Annotated in this window: 13 protein-coding genes and 1 riboswitch; of the genes, 4 read left to right on the top strand and 9 right to left on the bottom strand. The window is 72.2% G+C overall.

The window, feature by feature from the left end; genetic code table 11:
- The first annotated feature begins 85 nt into the window (after nucleotides 1-85).
- Nucleotides 86-304, top strand: a complete 219-nt coding sequence (locus tag ABTY61_RS09990; protein ID WP_350504461.1) for a DUF397 domain-containing protein — start codon at nucleotides 86-88, stop codon at nucleotides 302-304.
- 57 nt (nucleotides 305-361) lie between these two features.
- Here the strand turns inward: ABTY61_RS09990 and ABTY61_RS09985 are convergent, their stop codons facing one another.
- The 8 genes from ABTY61_RS09985 to ABTY61_RS09950 all read right to left on the bottom strand — a co-directional run bounded on the left by ABTY61_RS09985 (nucleotide 362) and on the right by ABTY61_RS09950 (nucleotide 9,569).
- Entirely contained in the window at nucleotides 362-613 is a 252-nt protein-coding gene (locus tag ABTY61_RS09985; RefSeq protein WP_350504460.1) for a type II toxin-antitoxin system RelE family toxin, read from the bottom strand.
- Nucleotides 610-864 carry a type II toxin-antitoxin system Phd/YefM family antitoxin gene (locus tag ABTY61_RS09980; RefSeq protein ID WP_350504459.1) on the bottom strand — a complete coding sequence of 85 codons (255 nt, stop codon included), beginning with the start codon at nucleotides 862-864 and terminating at the stop codon, nucleotides 610-612. The genes ABTY61_RS09985 and ABTY61_RS09980 overlap by 4 nt, the downstream gene beginning before the upstream one ends.
- 93 nt (nucleotides 865-957) lie before the next feature.
- Entirely contained in the window at nucleotides 958-1,431 is a 474-nt protein-coding gene (locus tag ABTY61_RS09975) for a hypothetical protein (protein ID WP_350504458.1), read from the bottom strand.
- 78 nt (nucleotides 1,432-1,509) lie between these two features.
- Nucleotides 1,510-2,526: a ribonucleotide-diphosphate reductase subunit beta gene (locus tag ABTY61_RS09970; protein ID WP_188303249.1), complete on the bottom strand. Its 1,017-nt coding sequence runs from the start codon at nucleotides 2,524-2,526 to the stop codon at nucleotides 1,510-1,512.
- A complete protein-coding gene (locus ABTY61_RS09965; RefSeq protein ID WP_350504499.1) occupies nucleotides 2,526-4,937 on the bottom strand; it encodes a ribonucleoside-diphosphate reductase subunit alpha in 2,412 nt (803 codons plus the stop codon). The genes ABTY61_RS09970 and ABTY61_RS09965 overlap by 1 nt, the downstream gene beginning before the upstream one ends.
- Before the next feature lie 194 nt (nucleotides 4,938-5,131).
- Nucleotides 5,132-5,272: riboswitch (cobalamin riboswitch) on the bottom strand.
- A gap of 63 nt (nucleotides 5,273-5,335) precedes the next feature.
- On the bottom strand, nucleotides 5,336-7,084 hold the full coding sequence (locus tag ABTY61_RS09960; protein WP_350504457.1) for a glycosyltransferase family 39 protein: 1,749 nt from the start codon (nucleotides 7,082-7,084) through the stop codon (nucleotides 5,336-5,338).
- Nucleotides 7,081-8,145, bottom strand: a complete 1,065-nt coding sequence (locus tag ABTY61_RS09955; RefSeq protein ID WP_350504456.1) for a glycoside hydrolase family 26 protein — start codon at nucleotides 8,143-8,145, stop codon at nucleotides 7,081-7,083. The genes ABTY61_RS09960 and ABTY61_RS09955 overlap by 4 nt, the downstream gene beginning before the upstream one ends.
- A gap of 5 nt (nucleotides 8,146-8,150) precedes the next feature.
- Nucleotides 8,151-9,569: a glycosyltransferase family 2 protein gene (locus ABTY61_RS09950; RefSeq protein ID WP_350504498.1), complete on the bottom strand. Its 1,419-nt coding sequence runs from the start codon at nucleotides 9,567-9,569 to the stop codon at nucleotides 8,151-8,153.
- 437 nt (nucleotides 9,570-10,006) lie between these two features.
- Between ABTY61_RS09950 and ABTY61_RS09945 the strand changes: the two genes are divergently transcribed.
- The 3 genes from ABTY61_RS09945 to ABTY61_RS09935 all read left to right on the top strand — a co-directional run bounded on the left by ABTY61_RS09945 (nucleotide 10,007) and on the right by ABTY61_RS09935 (nucleotide 14,554).
- Entirely contained in the window at nucleotides 10,007-11,227 is a 1,221-nt protein-coding gene (locus ABTY61_RS09945) for a GH12 family glycosyl hydrolase domain-containing protein (protein WP_350504455.1), read from the top strand.
- 137 nt (nucleotides 11,228-11,364) lie between these two features.
- Entirely contained in the window at nucleotides 11,365-12,714 is a 1,350-nt protein-coding gene (locus ABTY61_RS09940) for a LamG-like jellyroll fold domain-containing protein (RefSeq protein ID WP_350504454.1), read from the top strand.
- A gap of 148 nt (nucleotides 12,715-12,862) precedes the next feature.
- On the top strand, nucleotides 12,863-14,554 hold the full coding sequence (locus ABTY61_RS09935; RefSeq protein ID WP_350504453.1) for an ArnT family glycosyltransferase: 1,692 nt from the start codon (nucleotides 12,863-12,865) through the stop codon (nucleotides 14,552-14,554).
- Nucleotides 14,555-14,621: 67 nt separating this feature from the next.
- Here the strand turns inward: ABTY61_RS09935 and ABTY61_RS09930 are convergent, their stop codons facing one another.
- Nucleotides 14,622-15,116 (bottom strand): GNAT family N-acetyltransferase, encoded by a 495-nt coding sequence (locus ABTY61_RS09930; RefSeq protein WP_350504452.1) that lies wholly within the window; start codon nucleotides 15,114-15,116, stop codon nucleotides 14,622-14,624.
- Nucleotides 15,117-15,350: the final 234 nt, after the last annotated feature.

The raw sequence follows: 15,350 nt of genomic DNA, 5'->3' as shown, positions 1-15,350 counted from the left end.
CTGTTCCGGCGGGGTCTGGCCGAGTCGCTGCCCCGCAAGGAGTCGATTGCGTTCATCGAGCGCATTGCGAAAGGAGATGACAGCGATGAGTAGCGTCCCCCAGGGTGCGGCCGTTGACCTCATCTGGAGAAAATCATCGTTCTCAGGTGCGCAGAGCAACTGTGTGGAGATAGCCATAGGCGTAGTTGGGGTTGTGCCCGTCCGGGACTCGAAGGACCTGGGTGGGCCGGTTCTGCTCTTCCCGGCTGATGCCTGGGCGTCCTTCGTGGCCGGGGTCAAGTCCGGGGAGTTTCCGGCCGACTGAAACAACAGGGGTGCCCCGCACGGGCTGTGGCCGTGCGGGGCACCCCTGCTGGCGAACTCAGATGATGCGGCCTATATGGATGACCGCGATGGTCACCGTTTGCTCCGCGACCTCGTACAGAACGCGGTACCGGCCGATGTGGATCCGGCGGAGATCCGGGGAGCCATAGGGTGCTGAGCCTGCCGGTCGGGGGTCGTCGGCCAGAAGGTCGACGGCGTCCATGACTTGGCGAAGCCCGTCCGCGTCATCCTTGAGGAACCGGGCGGCTGCGTTGATCGCAGGCTCGTCCCAGGTGATCTGGTAGGTCATTCACGCTCCAGGCCCAGGAGGGACCGGACGTCCTCGTGGGGAACGCTCGCGACAGTGCCCTCGGCCTGGCGGGCGCGGTAGCGGGCGACTGCGAGCTCGTCTTCGAGATCGGCGAGCTCCTGCGGATTGATGAGCACGGCGGCGGGCTGGCCGTGGTCGGTGATGGTGATGCGTTCGCGGCTGTGGGAGGCGCGGCGTACCAGAGTGCCGAATCTCGCTCGCGCCTCGGTCATGGGCAGAGTCTCACTCATGGCAGAAGTGTACACTTCTCGCATGTTTTGGCGCGAGGTGTTGCCTCAAGTCACTGATCGTTGCTTTGGGTGGCAGCGTGGACGAAGTGCGGTTCAGCTGAGGTTGTCGTACCAGAAGAAGATGGTCCTCAAAATCATGCCCGGGGCGCCGGCGCCGAAGCCGATGACCATGGACTGGCCTACGGCTACATCGGTGGGGTCGATGCCCTGGGACCACGTCACCTTCGCGTCCAGGCCGGGGATGGTGCGGCCGGGGGCGTACGACCGGTACGTGCCGCGCGCGTGGGCGATGAGCAGCCCGTTGCGGCGCAGCTCCGCCCGGCGCAGGTTGGTGGACCGCAGCTCGTAGGTGCGGTCGCCGACCACGGCAGTGCGGGAGCGGGACTTCCGGGTGGTCGGCACATTGTGGCCGTTGATGTTCATCGCGCCGTGGTCGCGGTCGGGCACCACGGTGACGGTGGGCATTCCCGCCCCCTGGACCCGGGCCACCACGGACGGCCAGCGGTCGTGGCTGACCTGGATCGGTCCGAACGGGCCGTCGATCACGTGTTGTTGGAGCTTGGACATTACTGAGCTATCCCCCGAGAACCGACAGCGGAGCTGCCGTGGGACGGCAGCTCCGCTGTCTTGCTGAACGCTGTTGACTTAGAAGTCGTCGTCGAAGGCGACGGTGCCCTCGACCGCGACCTGGTACGCCGACACGCGGCGCTCGAAGAAGTTGGTCAGCTCCTGGACGTTCTGGAGCTCCATGAAGCCGAACGGGTTGGTGGACCCGTAGCGGATCGGCATCCCGAGTCGCGCGAGGCGCTGGTCGGCCACGGCCTCCAGGTACTGGCGCATGGAGTCGGTGTTCATGCCGGCCAGGCCGTCGCCGCAGAGGTCCTGGGCGAACTGGAGCTCGGCCTCGACGGCCTCCTCCAGCATCTCGGTGACCTGCTTGGCCATCTCGTCGTCGAAGAGGTCGGGCTCCTCCTCGCGGACGGTGTCCACCACCGACATGGCGAAGTCCATGTGCATGGACTCGTCGCGGAACACCCAGTTGGTGCCGGTCGCGAGACCGTGCAGCAGGCCACGGCTCCGGAACCAGTACACGTACGCGAACGCGCCGTAGAAGAACAGGCCTTCGACGCACGCCGCGAAGCAGATCAGGTTCAGCAGGAAGGCCCGCCGGTCTTCCTTGGTCTGCAGCGAGTCGATGTGGTCGACCGCGTTCATGTACTTGAAGCAGAACTGGGCCTTCTGGTGGATGGAGGGGATGTTCTCCACCGCGGCGAAGGCCGCGTTGCGGTCCTCCGGGTCCGGAAGGTAGGTGTCCAGCAGCGTCAGGTAGAACTGCACATGGACGGCCTCCTCGAACAGCTGGCGCGACAGGTACAGCCGCGCCTCCGGGGAGTTGATGTGCTTGTAGAGGCTCAGCACCACGTTGTTGGCGACGATCGAGTCACCGGTCGCGAAGAAGGCGACCAGGCGGCCGATCAGGTGGCGCTCGCCCTCGCTGAGCTTCGCCAGGTCGGCGACGTCGGAGTGCAGGTCCACCTCCTCGACGGTCCAGGTGTTCTTGATCGCGTCGCGGTACCGGTCGTAGAACGACGGGTAGCGCATCGGGCGCAGGGTCAGCTCGAAGCCGGGGTCGAGCAGCATCTTGCGGTCGTCGGCGGTCATTACTGGCAGGCCTCGCAGGACTCGGGGTTCTCCAGGGAGCAGGCCAGCGCGGCCTCTTCCTCCGGCGTGAGGGTCGGGGTGTTCACGGACACCGGCACGGGCGCGGCGGCGCGGGCGGCGCCCGAGGCGGCCTGGGCGATCCGGGTCGCGGGGCGCGAGCGCAGGTAGTAGGTGGTCTTGAGACCGACCTTCCACGCGTAGGCGTACATCGAGCTGAGCTTGCCGATGGTCGGCGCGGCCATGAACAGGTTGAGCGACTGGCTCTGGTCGAGGTACGGCATGCGGGCCGCGGCCAGGTCGATCAGGGCGCGCTGCGGCAGCTCCCACGCGGTGCGGTACAGCGACCGGACCTCGGCGGGCAGCCAACCCAGCTCCTGCACCGAGCCGTTGGCGTCGCGCAGCGAGTCGCGGGTCTGCTGGTCCCAGACGCCGAGGTCCTTGAGCTCGCGCACCAGGTACGGGTTGACCTGGAGGAACTCGCCCGACAGGGTCTCGCGCTTGAACAGGTTGGACACCTGCGGCTCGATGCACTCGTACACGCCGGCGATGGAGGCGATGGTCGCGGTCGGGGCGATCGCGAGCAGCAGCGAGTTGCGCAGGCCGGTCTCGGCGATGCGGGCGCGCAGCGCGTCCCACTTCTCGCCCCACTGCGGCGCGGCGCTCGGGAAGTGGTCGATGTGCAGCTCGCCGCGGGCGGCGCGGGTCTCGCCGTAGGCCTCGTGGCGGCCGAGCTGCTCGGCCAGGTCGGCGGAGCGCTCGTAGGCGGTGAGCATGATGCGCTCGGCGATCAGCGTGGAGAGCCGGGCGGCCTCGGCGGAGTCGAAGTCGATCCGCAGCTTGAAGAAGACGTCCTGGAGGCCCATCACGCCGAGGCCGACCGGCCGCCAGCGGGAGTTGGAGGTGCCGGCCTCGGTGGTCGGGTAGAAGTTGATGTCCACCACGCGGTCGAGGAAGGTGACGGCGGTGCGGACGGTGGCGTCGAGGCGCTCCCAGTCCATCGCGCCGAGCAGGTCGTCGGCGGAGGCGCCGACGGCCACGTGGGCACCGAGGTTGACCGAGCCCAGGTTGCAGACGGCGGTCTCGGAGTCGTCCGTGACCTCCAGGATCTCGGTGCACAGGTTGGAGGAGTGCACCGTGCGGCCGGGCAGCGCGGTCTGGTTGGCGGCGCGGTTGGAGGCGTCCTTGAAGGTCATCCAGCCGTTGCCGGTCTGCGCGAGGGTGCGCATCATGCGGGCGTAGAGGGTCTGCGCCGGGATGGTGCGGACGGCCTTGCCGGCCAGCTCGGCCTTGCGGTAGGCCTCGTCGAAGTCGGCGCCCCACAGGTCGACCAGCTCGGGGACGTCGGCGGGGGAGAACAGCGACCACTCGGCGTTGGCGTTCACGCGGCGCATGAACTCGTCCGGGATCCAGTGGGCCAGGTTGAGGTTGTGGGTGCGGCGCGCCTCCTCACCGGTGTTGTCGCGGAGCTCCAGGAACTCCTCGATGTCGGCGTGCCAGGTCTCCAGGTAGACGCAGGCCGCGCCCTTGCGGCGGCCGCCCTGGTTGACGGCGGCGACCGAGGAGTCGAGGGTGCGCAGGAAGGGGACGATGCCGTTGGACTTGCCGTTGGTGCCGCGGATCAGGCTGCCGCGCGAGCGGATGCGCGAGTAGGACAGGCCGATGCCGCCGGCGTGCTTGGAGAGGCGGGCGATCTGCGCGTAGCGGTTGTAGATCGAGTCCAGGTTGTCCAGCGGCGAGTCCAGCAGGTAGCAGCTGGACATCTGCGGGTGCCGGGTGCCGGAGTTGAAGAGCGTCGGCGAGGAGGTCAGGTACTCCAGGCGGCTCATCAGGCCGTACAGCTCGGACACCTCGCGCACCGACTGCTCGGAGTCGCCGACCGCCAGGCCGCAGGCGACGCGGAGCAGGAAGTGCTGCGGGGTCTCGATGACCTTGCGGGTGATCGGGTGGCGCAGCAGGTAGCGGGACTGGACGGTGCGCAGGCCGAAGTACTCGAAGCGGTCGTCGCCCTTGGTGTCGATGAGCGCGTCGAGGGCCTCGGCGTGCTTGGCGACGAAGGCGGCGGTGGTGTCGCCGATCAGGCCCTCGGCGTGGCCGACGGCGATCGAGGCGGAGAAGGAGGTCGAGCCCTGGCTGTTCGCCTCGTCGACGATCTCCAGGGCGAGCAGGCGGGCGGCCAGCTTCGAGTACTGGGGGTCCTCGGCGATCATCGACGCGGCGGCGTCCACGGCCAGCCCGCGCAGCTCGGCGAAGTCCGAGCCGGCGTGGCGGCCGCGCAGCGCGGCGGCGGCGACATGGCCGGGGTCGACCTCGGTGAGGTCGGTGCTGCGGTCGGTGAGCAGCCGCAGGAGAGCACCGCCGGGGTCGGAGACCGTCGGGTCGGTGAAGGCGGTACCGGAGCCCTGGGCGGGCAGGGTGACTGAGGCAGCGGTGGTCAAGGCGCTCTCTCCTGGCGGCGATCGTGCGGCGGTGATCGGGGTCACCGGGCCGATCTGGGCAGGGGAGCACGGCGCGAACGCAAAAAAGCGTCGCGCGAGGTGTCTCCCCGGCCCGCCCGCGAGGCCCGGAGGGGTGGTGCTGGTGCTTGGCGCGGCCTCTGCGGGAGGGCCGTGGCGCACGCTGTTCGGCAGGTACTCGGACTCGCGGTACGGCTGCTGGAGCCGCCCGCACACCGCTGCGGGGCAGTCCCGGATTCCCACCGGGTTCCCCTGCATCGACAGCAGAAGCGAGCATACATGTAGTGGCGGCAGGCTGTGGCGGCACCACATGTTGTGCCTGTCGTGTCGCGCGCGTCGGTGGCTCCGACGGCCCGTCAGTGCTTCAGGTACACCTTGTACGTGCTCGAATCGCCGGTCGGGGAGGTGAACTGGGCGATCAGCCGGTACTGCCCGCCGGTGTTCAGCGCGGCGCTCAGCGCCCGGTCGGTGGCCTCCGGCGCGGTGCTGTCGAGGACGACCACGGTGAACCAGCCGTCCCGGATCGCGGCCGTGCTGCCGTCCACTCCGTGGTGCTGTTTTCCGGCGCCGTCGCGGTAGTCCGTGCCGGCCCGGGCCGAGACCCACTGCTCGGGTCTGCTGACGCCGCCCAGGTAGTACTCGGCGAGTCCGTCGACCTCGGTGAGGTAGTGGCCCTCGGGGACGGTGTGCGCCCGCAGGACGGCCAGCAGGCGGCCGGAGTCGGGCCCGTTCTGGTAGCGCAGGGCGGACTGCTCCATGCCGAGGGCCAGCAGCGCGACCCAGACCAGGATGCCCAGCTGGGGGTGGCGGAAGTGGGCTCCGACCAGCCGGGTCAGGCCGAGGCCCGCGATCGGGGCGGCGAGCAGCATGCCGTAGCCGAGGTGGCGGAACAGCGCGCCGGAGGTGCCGGTCCACAGGTGGACGGCGGGGACCAGCAGCGCGGTGGCGGTCAGCACGGCCCCGAGCAGGGCCCGCTGGGCGCGGGTGGGGGCGACGCGGTCGCCCTCGGGCGAGTCGTGCTCGGTCAGCTGCTCGCGGCGCGCGTACGAGACCGTGCCGGCCACCGCGAGGACGGTGAACAGGCCGGCCCACTGGAGGGTGCCGAGCAGGATCGGGCCGGCCGAGCCGGGGGCGGCGCCGGACGACGGGGACCAGCCCGCGACCTTCCCCAGCAGGCCGTACGGCAGCAGCAGGACCGCCGTCCCGACGGCCAGCAGCAGGGCGCGCAGGGCGGCCGGGCCGGGTCGGCGGTGCGGCCGGGCGACGGCGAGGGCCAGGGCCACCAGCGCGGGGACGGCGAGGACCGCCGAGTAGGCGACCGCGCAGGCCAGCGCGAGGGCCGGGGCGGCGGTCAGGGCCAGGGCCGGGGAGCGCCGGGCGGTGAACACGGTGAGCCAGGCCGCGAGGGCGACCAGCAGGACGGCGAGGGCCTCGGGGGCGCCGTAGAAGCCGCCCACGACGGTGGACTGCAGTACGGCGTAGGCGGCTATGCCGCAGATCGCGACCCGTTCGTTGAAGAGCCGCCGGGTCAGCGAGTACAGCAGCACCGTGGTGAGCAGGCCGAAGCCGAGGCTGAGCAGCCGGGTGCCCCAGATGCCGTCCGCGTTCGCGGCGGCGCCGGCCAGCGGCGGGTAGAGCCACGGGGAGCCGGGGATGCGGTCGATCAGGTCGGTGGTGACCGGGGTGCCGTGCAGGAGGTGGGCGAGCTGCTGGCGGCCGGCGACCATGGCGGCGGCCTCGTCGGGGTGCGCGGCGGCGAGCAGGCGCAGCGAGAGCGCGGCCTGGACGGCCAGGACGGCGCCGAGCAGGCCGCGGGCGATCCAGCGGCGCCGGGGGCTGGAGGCCGGGTCCCAGCCGATCGCGGGGACCTGGGGGATGGAGTACGGGGCCAGTTCGATGCCGTCGGGGTTGGCCACGGCGACGGCCACGGCACCGGTCGCGGCACTGGCACCGGCACCGGCCGCAGGCGTGGCACCGGTCGCAGCACCGGCACCGGCCGCCCGGCGGCGCCCGGCACCGGGCGCCCGACGGGGCGCGAACACGTCCATGGACGGCTCCTCGGCGGCGCCGGGGCGGGGCGGGAAGGACTCGGGATCTGCGCTCATCGTGGGTTCCGGATGTCGAAGCCGTAGCGGGGGTCGGACACGCGCTTCTTGAAGGTGGCCAGGGTGTCCGGCACGGATTCGACCCGCCAGTCCGCCCGCTTGACCATGTTGAACCAGATGAAGCCGACGATGTCGTCGTGCGCCTCCAGCCCGGAGAACAGCTGGTCGGTGTCGGCGCGTTGGTGCTTGCCCTGTTCGGCGGCGGTCTCGCTGATGAAGAAGGGCTTCTTGCAGAAGGCGCGGATCTCGGCCATCGTCGGCCCGTACAGCTCGTCGAAGGCGTCCGGGTCGGTGCGGGTGAAGTAGCCGGTCATGCCGGCCCAGTCGACGTAGCTGTCGCCGGGGTAGTACGGCGCGAGGCGGGTGTTGGGCGCGGGGAGGGTGATGTTGGGGCTCCAGACCCAGATCACGTTGGTCGCGCCGGCGCTGTCGAAGATGTCGTGGACGTGGCGCCAGGCTGCGACGAAGTCCTGGGGGCTGGCCGACTTGCGGCCCCACGGGTACCAGTCGCCGTTCATCTCGTGGGCGATGCTGATGGCGATCGGCAGGTTGAGCTTGGCGACGGCCTTGGCCACGCCGCGCACGTAGCCGTCGGTGTCGCCGGCCGCGATCGAGGCGAGCGAGTGGTCGTACGGCTCCCAGGCCATGAACGGCAGGGCCCCGGCGTCGTGGATCCGGCGCACCCCGGCGGTGTCGAAGCCGCCCTGCCAATGGGCGTAGTACGCCAGGACGTTGGGCTGCTTGCCGATCGCGGCGGTGTAGCCGGGCAGTGCGTCCATCGAGGCGGGGACGTCGGGCAGGGCGACGCCCAGGTACTTGCGGCTCGGCTTGAGCAGCGGGGTGACGTCGTACGGGACGTCCGCGGGAACCGCCTTGGGGGCGGGGGCGCCCGGGGTGGCGCCGGGGCCGGTGGCGGTCGGCGCGGGCCGGGCGGGCTCCGCCTGGAGCGCGAAGCCGGGGTCCTCGGGTCCGCAGGCGGTGAGCAGCAGCAGGGCCGCGGTCAGCAGCGGGAGCGCCAGCCGGCGACGGAGCACACCGGTCCGTCGGGGGTGGGCGGTCATGGTGATCACACTGCTTCCGTGGGGCGCGGCTGGACCAGGACCCGGCCGACGATGGTGGCGTAGAAGAGCCCGGAGGCGAGGACGAGGGCGAAGTTCAGCGGGCCCATGGTGAGCATCCGCCAGATGCTCACGCCCACCCAGAGCAGGGCGGTCCCGCCGCCCCAGACGATCACGCCGATCCAGAACCGCCGGGTCTTGTTCTTCTTGGCGCCGGTGGAGCCGGTCGGCTGCCAGGCCATCCGCTCGCGGCGCACGATGTCCCAGATGGCGAAGACGTGCGCCCAGCCGTACATCATGCGGGCGGCCCAGGCCTCCAGCCGGTAGGGGTTGCGGTGCCAGAGCGGGAAGATGACCGTCGCGTAGAGCAGGCCGGGCAGCACCAGGGCGGTGTTCTGCCAGCGGACCAGGTCGGGGCGGGTGAGCAGCAGGACGATCGGGACGAGCGGCGAGACGACGGTGAACAGCGCGGTGTGGATGTAGTAGAAGAACCCGGACAGGTAGCAGGCGCGGGTGACCGGCCGCAGCTTGGTGGTCCAGAACTTCCGGCTGCCGAGCAGGCTCATCGAGCCGGTGCACCAGCGGTACTGCTGGTTGAAGAAGCCGCCGACGTTGTCGGGGCAGACCCCGGTGGCCAGGGCGACGGGTATGTACTGCAGGTCCCAGCCGAGGCTGCGCAGGTCGAAGCCGGTGTGCACGTCCTCGGAGTGGCCGATCAGCGTGGTGCCGCCGTTCTCCTCCAGCGCGGCGCGCCGGTAGATCGCGCAACTGCCCACGCAGATGGCGCCGTCGTTGCGCTGCCGGGAGACCTGGACGGTCCGGTAGAACAGCTCCTGGACGGCGCCCGCGCCGCGCTCGATCCAGTTCTGCGAGTCGAGGATGCGGAAGAACTGCGGGGACTGGACGATGCCGAGGCGGGGGTTGGCCGCCATGTAGGGCAGCATCTCGTCCAGCAGGTCCGGCCGGGGCGCGAAGTCGGCGTCCAGGATGAGGATGTAGTCGCTGTCGGAGTTGCGGAATCCGAACTGCAGGTTCCCGGCCTTCTTGAACCAGCCGAGTTTGTCGCGGGTGCCGTAGACGAATTCGAAGTCGACGGCCATCTGCGCCAGCTGGGGGCTGTTGCTGTCGTCGAGGACGTACGGCGTGACCTCGCCCGGGTACTGGTCGCGCAGCCGGGCGACGTGGGTCCAGGTGTTGTGCAGGACCTCGATCGGTTCGCCGGCGACGGGCAGGAACACGTCGACGGTCGGGTAGCGCTCGGGCCGCCAGGACTTGACCAGGGAGCGGTGCGCCGCGAGGTCGAAGGTCTCGTTGAAGCCGTGCACCCAGCGGGATATCAGGTAGTAGACGATGGTGAAGGCGAGCGGCGGCGCGAACACCAGGAACCACGGCGTCGCCTTGAACAGGCCGATCTCGCTGGCCACCATGCAGGCGAAGCTGATCAGGGAGAAGCAGGTCAGCACCCACAGGTGGGTGCGGGCGTACAGGTACTTCTCGGTGTTGTCCGGCGGCTGGGGCAGCAGGCCCCACTGGTTGCGGGCGGACGGGGAGCGCCGGCTGCGGCGCCGGGAGACGGGTGGTTGACCGCTGCCCGCGAGTCGCGTGCTCTCGGTGACAGTCACGTGCTCTACTCCCCCGAAGCCGTGTTGATTCGAACCCTCCCCGCAGGCCGGCCGTTGCCCGGTCGGGCTGTGCGGGGGACGCCAGGATCGTACGGGACTGATTGCGGCGAGTTCTCTCCCCCCTCTTCCGTCGGCCATCCGGAACCGATATCGAGTTCCGATCGTGATGCGACGGGAGTGCGTGTGGAGCACTTGTGTACGGTTGGCCGCCCAGGGGGCGAGGACGGTTCGGGGAAAGCGTGATGAAGATCGAGTTCGGTGCGGCCGCGCGCGCGGCGCGGAGACTGCGGGCGCTCGCCGCGTCCGGTGCGGTCGCCGTGCTGCTGGCCGGGTGCAGCGGCGACGTCGGGGCGGTGGAGCAGCAGCCGTCGGCCGGTGCCTCGGCGGCGGGCCTGTGCTCGTCCCCGCAGACCCCCTTCCCCAAGCTGGCCCTGGACGGCGGGTCGAAGATCCTCGAACCCAACCCGTGGAACACCGCGGGCACGGTGTGCGTGGACCCGGTGGGCGACACCGGCTTCACGGTGTCCGGAACCCGCGACTTCGTGCCGAAGAACCCGCTGGCCCCGGGCGCCTACCCCAACGTCTCCACCGCCCCCGGCGCGAGCGGCCTGCCAGTCCCGGTCAGCGCGCTCGGCGACGCGACCGCCGACTGGGACGCCAACGGCCGGGTGAACGGCTCCTTCAACCTGTCCTTCGACCTCTGGTACGGCTCCACCCCGGACAACTGCCTGCCGGGGGAGAGCGCCGAGCTGATGGTCTGGCTGGACGCCACCGACAGCGTGCGCCCGGCCGGGGACAAGGTCGCCGACGCCCAGCAGTTCGGGGACGCCGCGTACAACGTGTTCCAGGCGCCGATCACCGGCCCGCACAGCGTGATCAGCTACGTGCGCACCACGCCCACCCACACCACCCGGGCCCTCGACCTGCGGCTGTTCACCGCCGACGCGATGGCCCGCGGGTACGTCCCCAAGGGCTCCTACCTGTGCCGGGTACAGGCGGGCTTCGAGGTGTGGAGCGGCGGCACCGGGCTGCGCAGCGAGTCCTTCGCCTTCCACAACCGGGCCGGCCTGCCGGTCGGTGAGATCCCGGCCGGGGCGCCGGGGATCTGCCTGCGGCACGGCGGCGGCCCGGCCGGCCCGGCCGGCGGCGCGGTGACCGTCGGGGCCTGCGGCGACCCGGGCTCCTCGACCAACTGGACGGTGGGCAACGACGGATCGCTGCGCGCGGGGGCGTCCTGCCTGGTGCCGGGCGCCGACCGGTCCTCGGTCGCGCTGGCCGCGTGCACGGGCGGGCCGGGGCAGCGCTGGGTGCCCGCCGCCGGCGGGCGGCTGACGCACCAGGAGTCGGGCCTGTGCCTGGGCACCGCGGGCGGCGCGCTCGCGGAGGGGACGGCGGCGCAGCTGCGTGCGTGTACGGACTCGGTCTCGCAGCGCTGGCGGATCCCGTACAACGGGGTCGGGTGAGGGGGCCTGACCGCGGCCGCGACGGCGCTGACGTTTCGTCCGCCGTCTCGCCCGCCGTCTCGTCCGCGGATTCGTCCGCGGTTCCGTCCGCGCACCCCCCATGGGCGTGGTCGGGCCGATGCCCTAGCATTCCGGCCATGAGCGATCGACCGGTACCGAGTGGCGAGGGCCAGCCCTACCCGCCACCGCAGCAGGCACCGGCCGGGGGGCCCGCTCCGGCCACCGGTGTGCCACCGCAGTCTCCGAGCGGTGCGTTCGGCCCCGCGACCGGCTTCGGGCCGCCGCCCGGTGGGCCCGTCCCGCCGCCGCAGCAGCCGACGCCCCGGGCGTCCCAGCCGGTGCCCCCGGTGCCGCAGCCCGGTGGGGCGGCTCCGGTGCAGCCAGGTCCGGTGCAGCCGGGGCCGGTGGCGCCCGGCCCGGTGGCGCCGCAGCCGGCTCCGGTGCAGGCGCAGCCGTTCCCGCCGCATGCGCAGCCCGTCCAGCCGCAGCCGTTCCCGCCGCAGCAGGCGCAGCCCGCAGCCGCCCAGCCGCCGCAGCCCGCGCCGCAGTGGCAGCAGCAGCCCGGCTTCCCGCCGCCGGCCTCCTCGTCCGGCACGCCGGACTGGGAGGCGCTGGCCGAGCGCAACGACAAGGCCGCCAAGCGCGGCCGCCGGCTCAAGCTGATCGGCGCGGCGACCGCCGTGGTGGTCCTGGCCGGCGCCGGTGCGGGCTTCTGGCTGTACAAGAAGGACAGCGACAAGAAGCCGGGGCCGGTCGTCTCGGCGAGCACCCCCGCGCCCGGCCCGTCGTCCGGCACGAACAGCGCCCCGCCGGTCAAGGGCATCACCAGCCCGCCGACCGTCGGCACCCTGGCGGCCAAGAAGGGCCCGGAGCTGAACCTGGGCGCGGACGCCAAGCCGGGCACCATGAGCGGCTTCTCCGGACAGGTCCTCAAGCTGCCCAGCGGCCCGGACTCGTTCGCCTCGACCTCCGGCCAGGTGGTCGACGTGAGCAAGAGCTTCACCGTCTCCGCGCGGGTGCTGGTCGACAAGCCGGACGGCAACCGCAGCGCGGTCAGCCAGGGCGACGGCCAGTACTACGCCTACTCGCTGGGCCGGGCCAACAACAACGGGCACGACCAGTGGTACTTCAAGGTCCAGGTGCCGGGCGGCGGTTCGGCGATCGCCTGGTCCAAGGCCGACGCGACGGTCAACCAGTGGGTGCTGCTGACCGGGGTGTACGACGACCCGTCGCAGACGCTCACCCTGTACGTCAACGGCGTTCCGCAGGCCTCGGCCAAGTCGGCCGGGGTGCAGCCGTCGGGCAACAACACCCTGCAGGTCGGCCGGCTGAGCTCGAACGGGCAGTGGGCCGACCCCTGGCACGGTGCGGTGGCCGACATCCAGACCTGGGACCAGGTGCTGCCGGAGGCCGACGTCGTCAAGATCGTGGCGGGCCCGAGCTCGCCCCCGTCGGTCCCGCCGACCGGCGCCTGGCTCAACGGCTGAACCGGCCCGGGGCCTGAGGCCCCGTGAGCGTCCAGTCGGCCACCCCGTACCGCCCCGGCGGTGCGGGGTGGCCGACGCGCGCCCCGGAGCGTGTGGCGCCCGACCCGGGCGCATCCGGACGCAGAGCCCCAGATAGGAGCAGTACTTCATGAGCGCGGACGGCCGCTGGATCCGGCCCGAGTCCACCCGCAAGCCCGTCCTGGGCCCCGCCGGGGTCCGACCGGGCGGCGGCGTGGCGGTGGGCGAGCGGGACCGCCCGGCCGCGGCGCCGTCCGCGCCCGCGCCCGACGGGCGGCGCCGCAAGCCGGGGCCGCGCCGGGTGCCGCACCCGCCGCGGCCGGCGCTGCGGGCCGACTGGCTGCCGCTGCTGGCGGTGCTGCTGGTCCAGGGCGCGCTCTCGTACCACCTGATCGTCAGCAACACCGCCTTCATCGACGAGGGCACCTACATCTACTCCGGGTACCAGGAGATCGCCCACCTGCGGCACGGCACCCCGGTGTCGACGTACGAGACCTTCTTCTCCGGCTCCCCGCTGATCTACCCGGTGGTGGTCGCCCTGGCGGACTTCGCCGGCGGGCTGAACGGCGCCCGGCTGCTCAGCCTGGCGTTCATGCTCTCCGCGACCCTGGCCGTCCACCTGGCGACCCGGCGGCTGTACGGCTCGCTCGCGGCCTTCTGCGCGGCGGCGGCCTTCGCGGCGCTCGGCCCGACGCAGTTCCTGGGCGGCCTGGCCACCTACGACGCGATGGCGCTGGCGATCCTCGCCTGGTCGGGCTACCTGGCGGTCCGGCTGACCACCGGGGGCGGGTACCCGAGCCTGGTGGGCTCGGGGCTGCTGCTGGCCCTGGCCGGGGTGACCAAGTACGCCGCGCTGCTGTGGGTGCCGGTGGTGTGCGGGATCGCGGTGCTGGCCGGGTCGGGCGGCGCGGTGCGGGCCTGGGCGCGCTGGCGGCGCGGCCTGCTGCTCCTGCTGACCTTCGTGGCCGCGGTCGGCGCCGCGGCCCTGGCGGCCGGCCAACGGTACGTCGACGGCTTCAACCACACCACGCTCCAGCGCGCCCCGGGCCACGACGCCTACTCGTACGTGGCGGGGGAGGCCGCCCGATGGGTCGGCCCGCTGCTGGTGGTGGCGCTGGTCGGGGTGCTGGCCCAGCTGGTGCGGGCGCGCCGCGCCGGGGGTGCGGCCTGGACGGAGTTCTGGCTGGCCGCGCTGCTGCTGGTGGCCGGTCTGCTGGCGCCGGTGAACCAGATCCGCATCCACACCTGGCTGTCGCTGCAGAAGCACGTGGACTTCGGCGCCTGGTTCTCGTGCATCGTGGTGGGCGCGCTGCTGGCCCGCGCGGTGCTGTGGCTGCGGGGCCGCTTCCACGTCACGGCCGGGATCGTGGCGGCCGCGCTGGTCGTGGGCCCGTTGGCCTGGACCGGGTCGGCCCAGGGCCGGGAGATGTTCGGCGAGTGGTCGAACTCGAAGGAGTTCGTGGAGGCGCTGGCGCCGTACGTCGTCAAGGGCGACGACCGCTACCTGGTGGAGAACTACAACGTCCCCGCCTACTACCTGCGCAAGCAGAGCAACTGGCAGCAGTGGCACGACCTGGTGGCGGTGTTCCGCCGGGATCCGGGGACCGGCCGGATGGAGAACGGGGTGCCCGCGATCCAGGCCGGGATCGCGGCGCACGAGTGGAAGGTGGTCGTCCTGGACTTCACCCAGACCGGCGCCACCGACCGGGAGGTCCAGCCGACCCTGAAGGCCGCCGGGTACCGGGTGGCCACCGTGGTGAAGAGCGGGGCCCACGGCCAGTACACGGTCTACGTCGCGCCCGGGTACGACAAGAAGCCGTGACGCGCGCCCGGGACGCGCGGCCCCGGGACGCGCGGCCGTGGAACACCGTGGTCCGGAAGGCCGTGGTTCAGAAGGCCATGCTGTAGACCATCAGGTCCATCCCCGGGTACGGCGCCCAGTCGCGCTCGGGGGTGCGGCGGAAGCCGACCCGCTCGTAGACGCGGTGGGCGGCGGTCATCTCGGGGCGGGTGGAGAAGGCCATGCCGGCCAGGCCGAGTTCACGGGTGCGGGCGACCGAGGCGCGGACCAGGGCCTCGCCGACGCCGCGGCCGCGGGAGGCGGCGGCGGTGGCGAGCATCCGGATCTCGCCCTCCCGCGGGGTGGCGATGTCGGCCCACTCGGTGCCGCCGACGGCGAAGGTCACGCAGCCGAGGACCTGTTCGTCGGCCGCGTCGACGGCGACCAGGAGCTCGGCCTCCCGGGAGCGCCGCTCGGCGTCGCGGAGCAGCTCGACGTAGCCGCTCGTGGGCTGGGTGTAGCCGTCGCCGACGAAGGCCTCGACGGTGATCCGGCCGGCGTCTTCGAGGTCCCGGGGGAGGGCGTGGCGGATGAGGTAGTCCATCCGGCCAGTGTGCCGGAGGCCGGTACGGCGGTGAGCCCGGGGGTCGGGCGGACCGGCAGGTCAGCGGGGGTCGCGGTGCGGTCGGAGGCGGGGGCTGCGGGGGCGGTGGGCGGGGCGCCGTGCAGCCGGTCGGCGCGGTGCGGGTCGGCGGGGTAGCCGCCGGGGCGGTGGTAGTTGTCGCGGCCGGCGGCGGGGCCGCGGGAGAGCTCGCGGCCGATCAGGCCGCCGAGCAGG

This window comes from Kitasatospora sp. NPDC096128 (genome assembly GCF_040303105.1).
Taxonomy (GTDB): domain Bacteria; phylum Actinomycetota; class Actinomycetes; order Streptomycetales; family Streptomycetaceae; genus Kitasatospora.
This window is presented reverse-complemented; position numbering and strand designations above follow the sequence as displayed.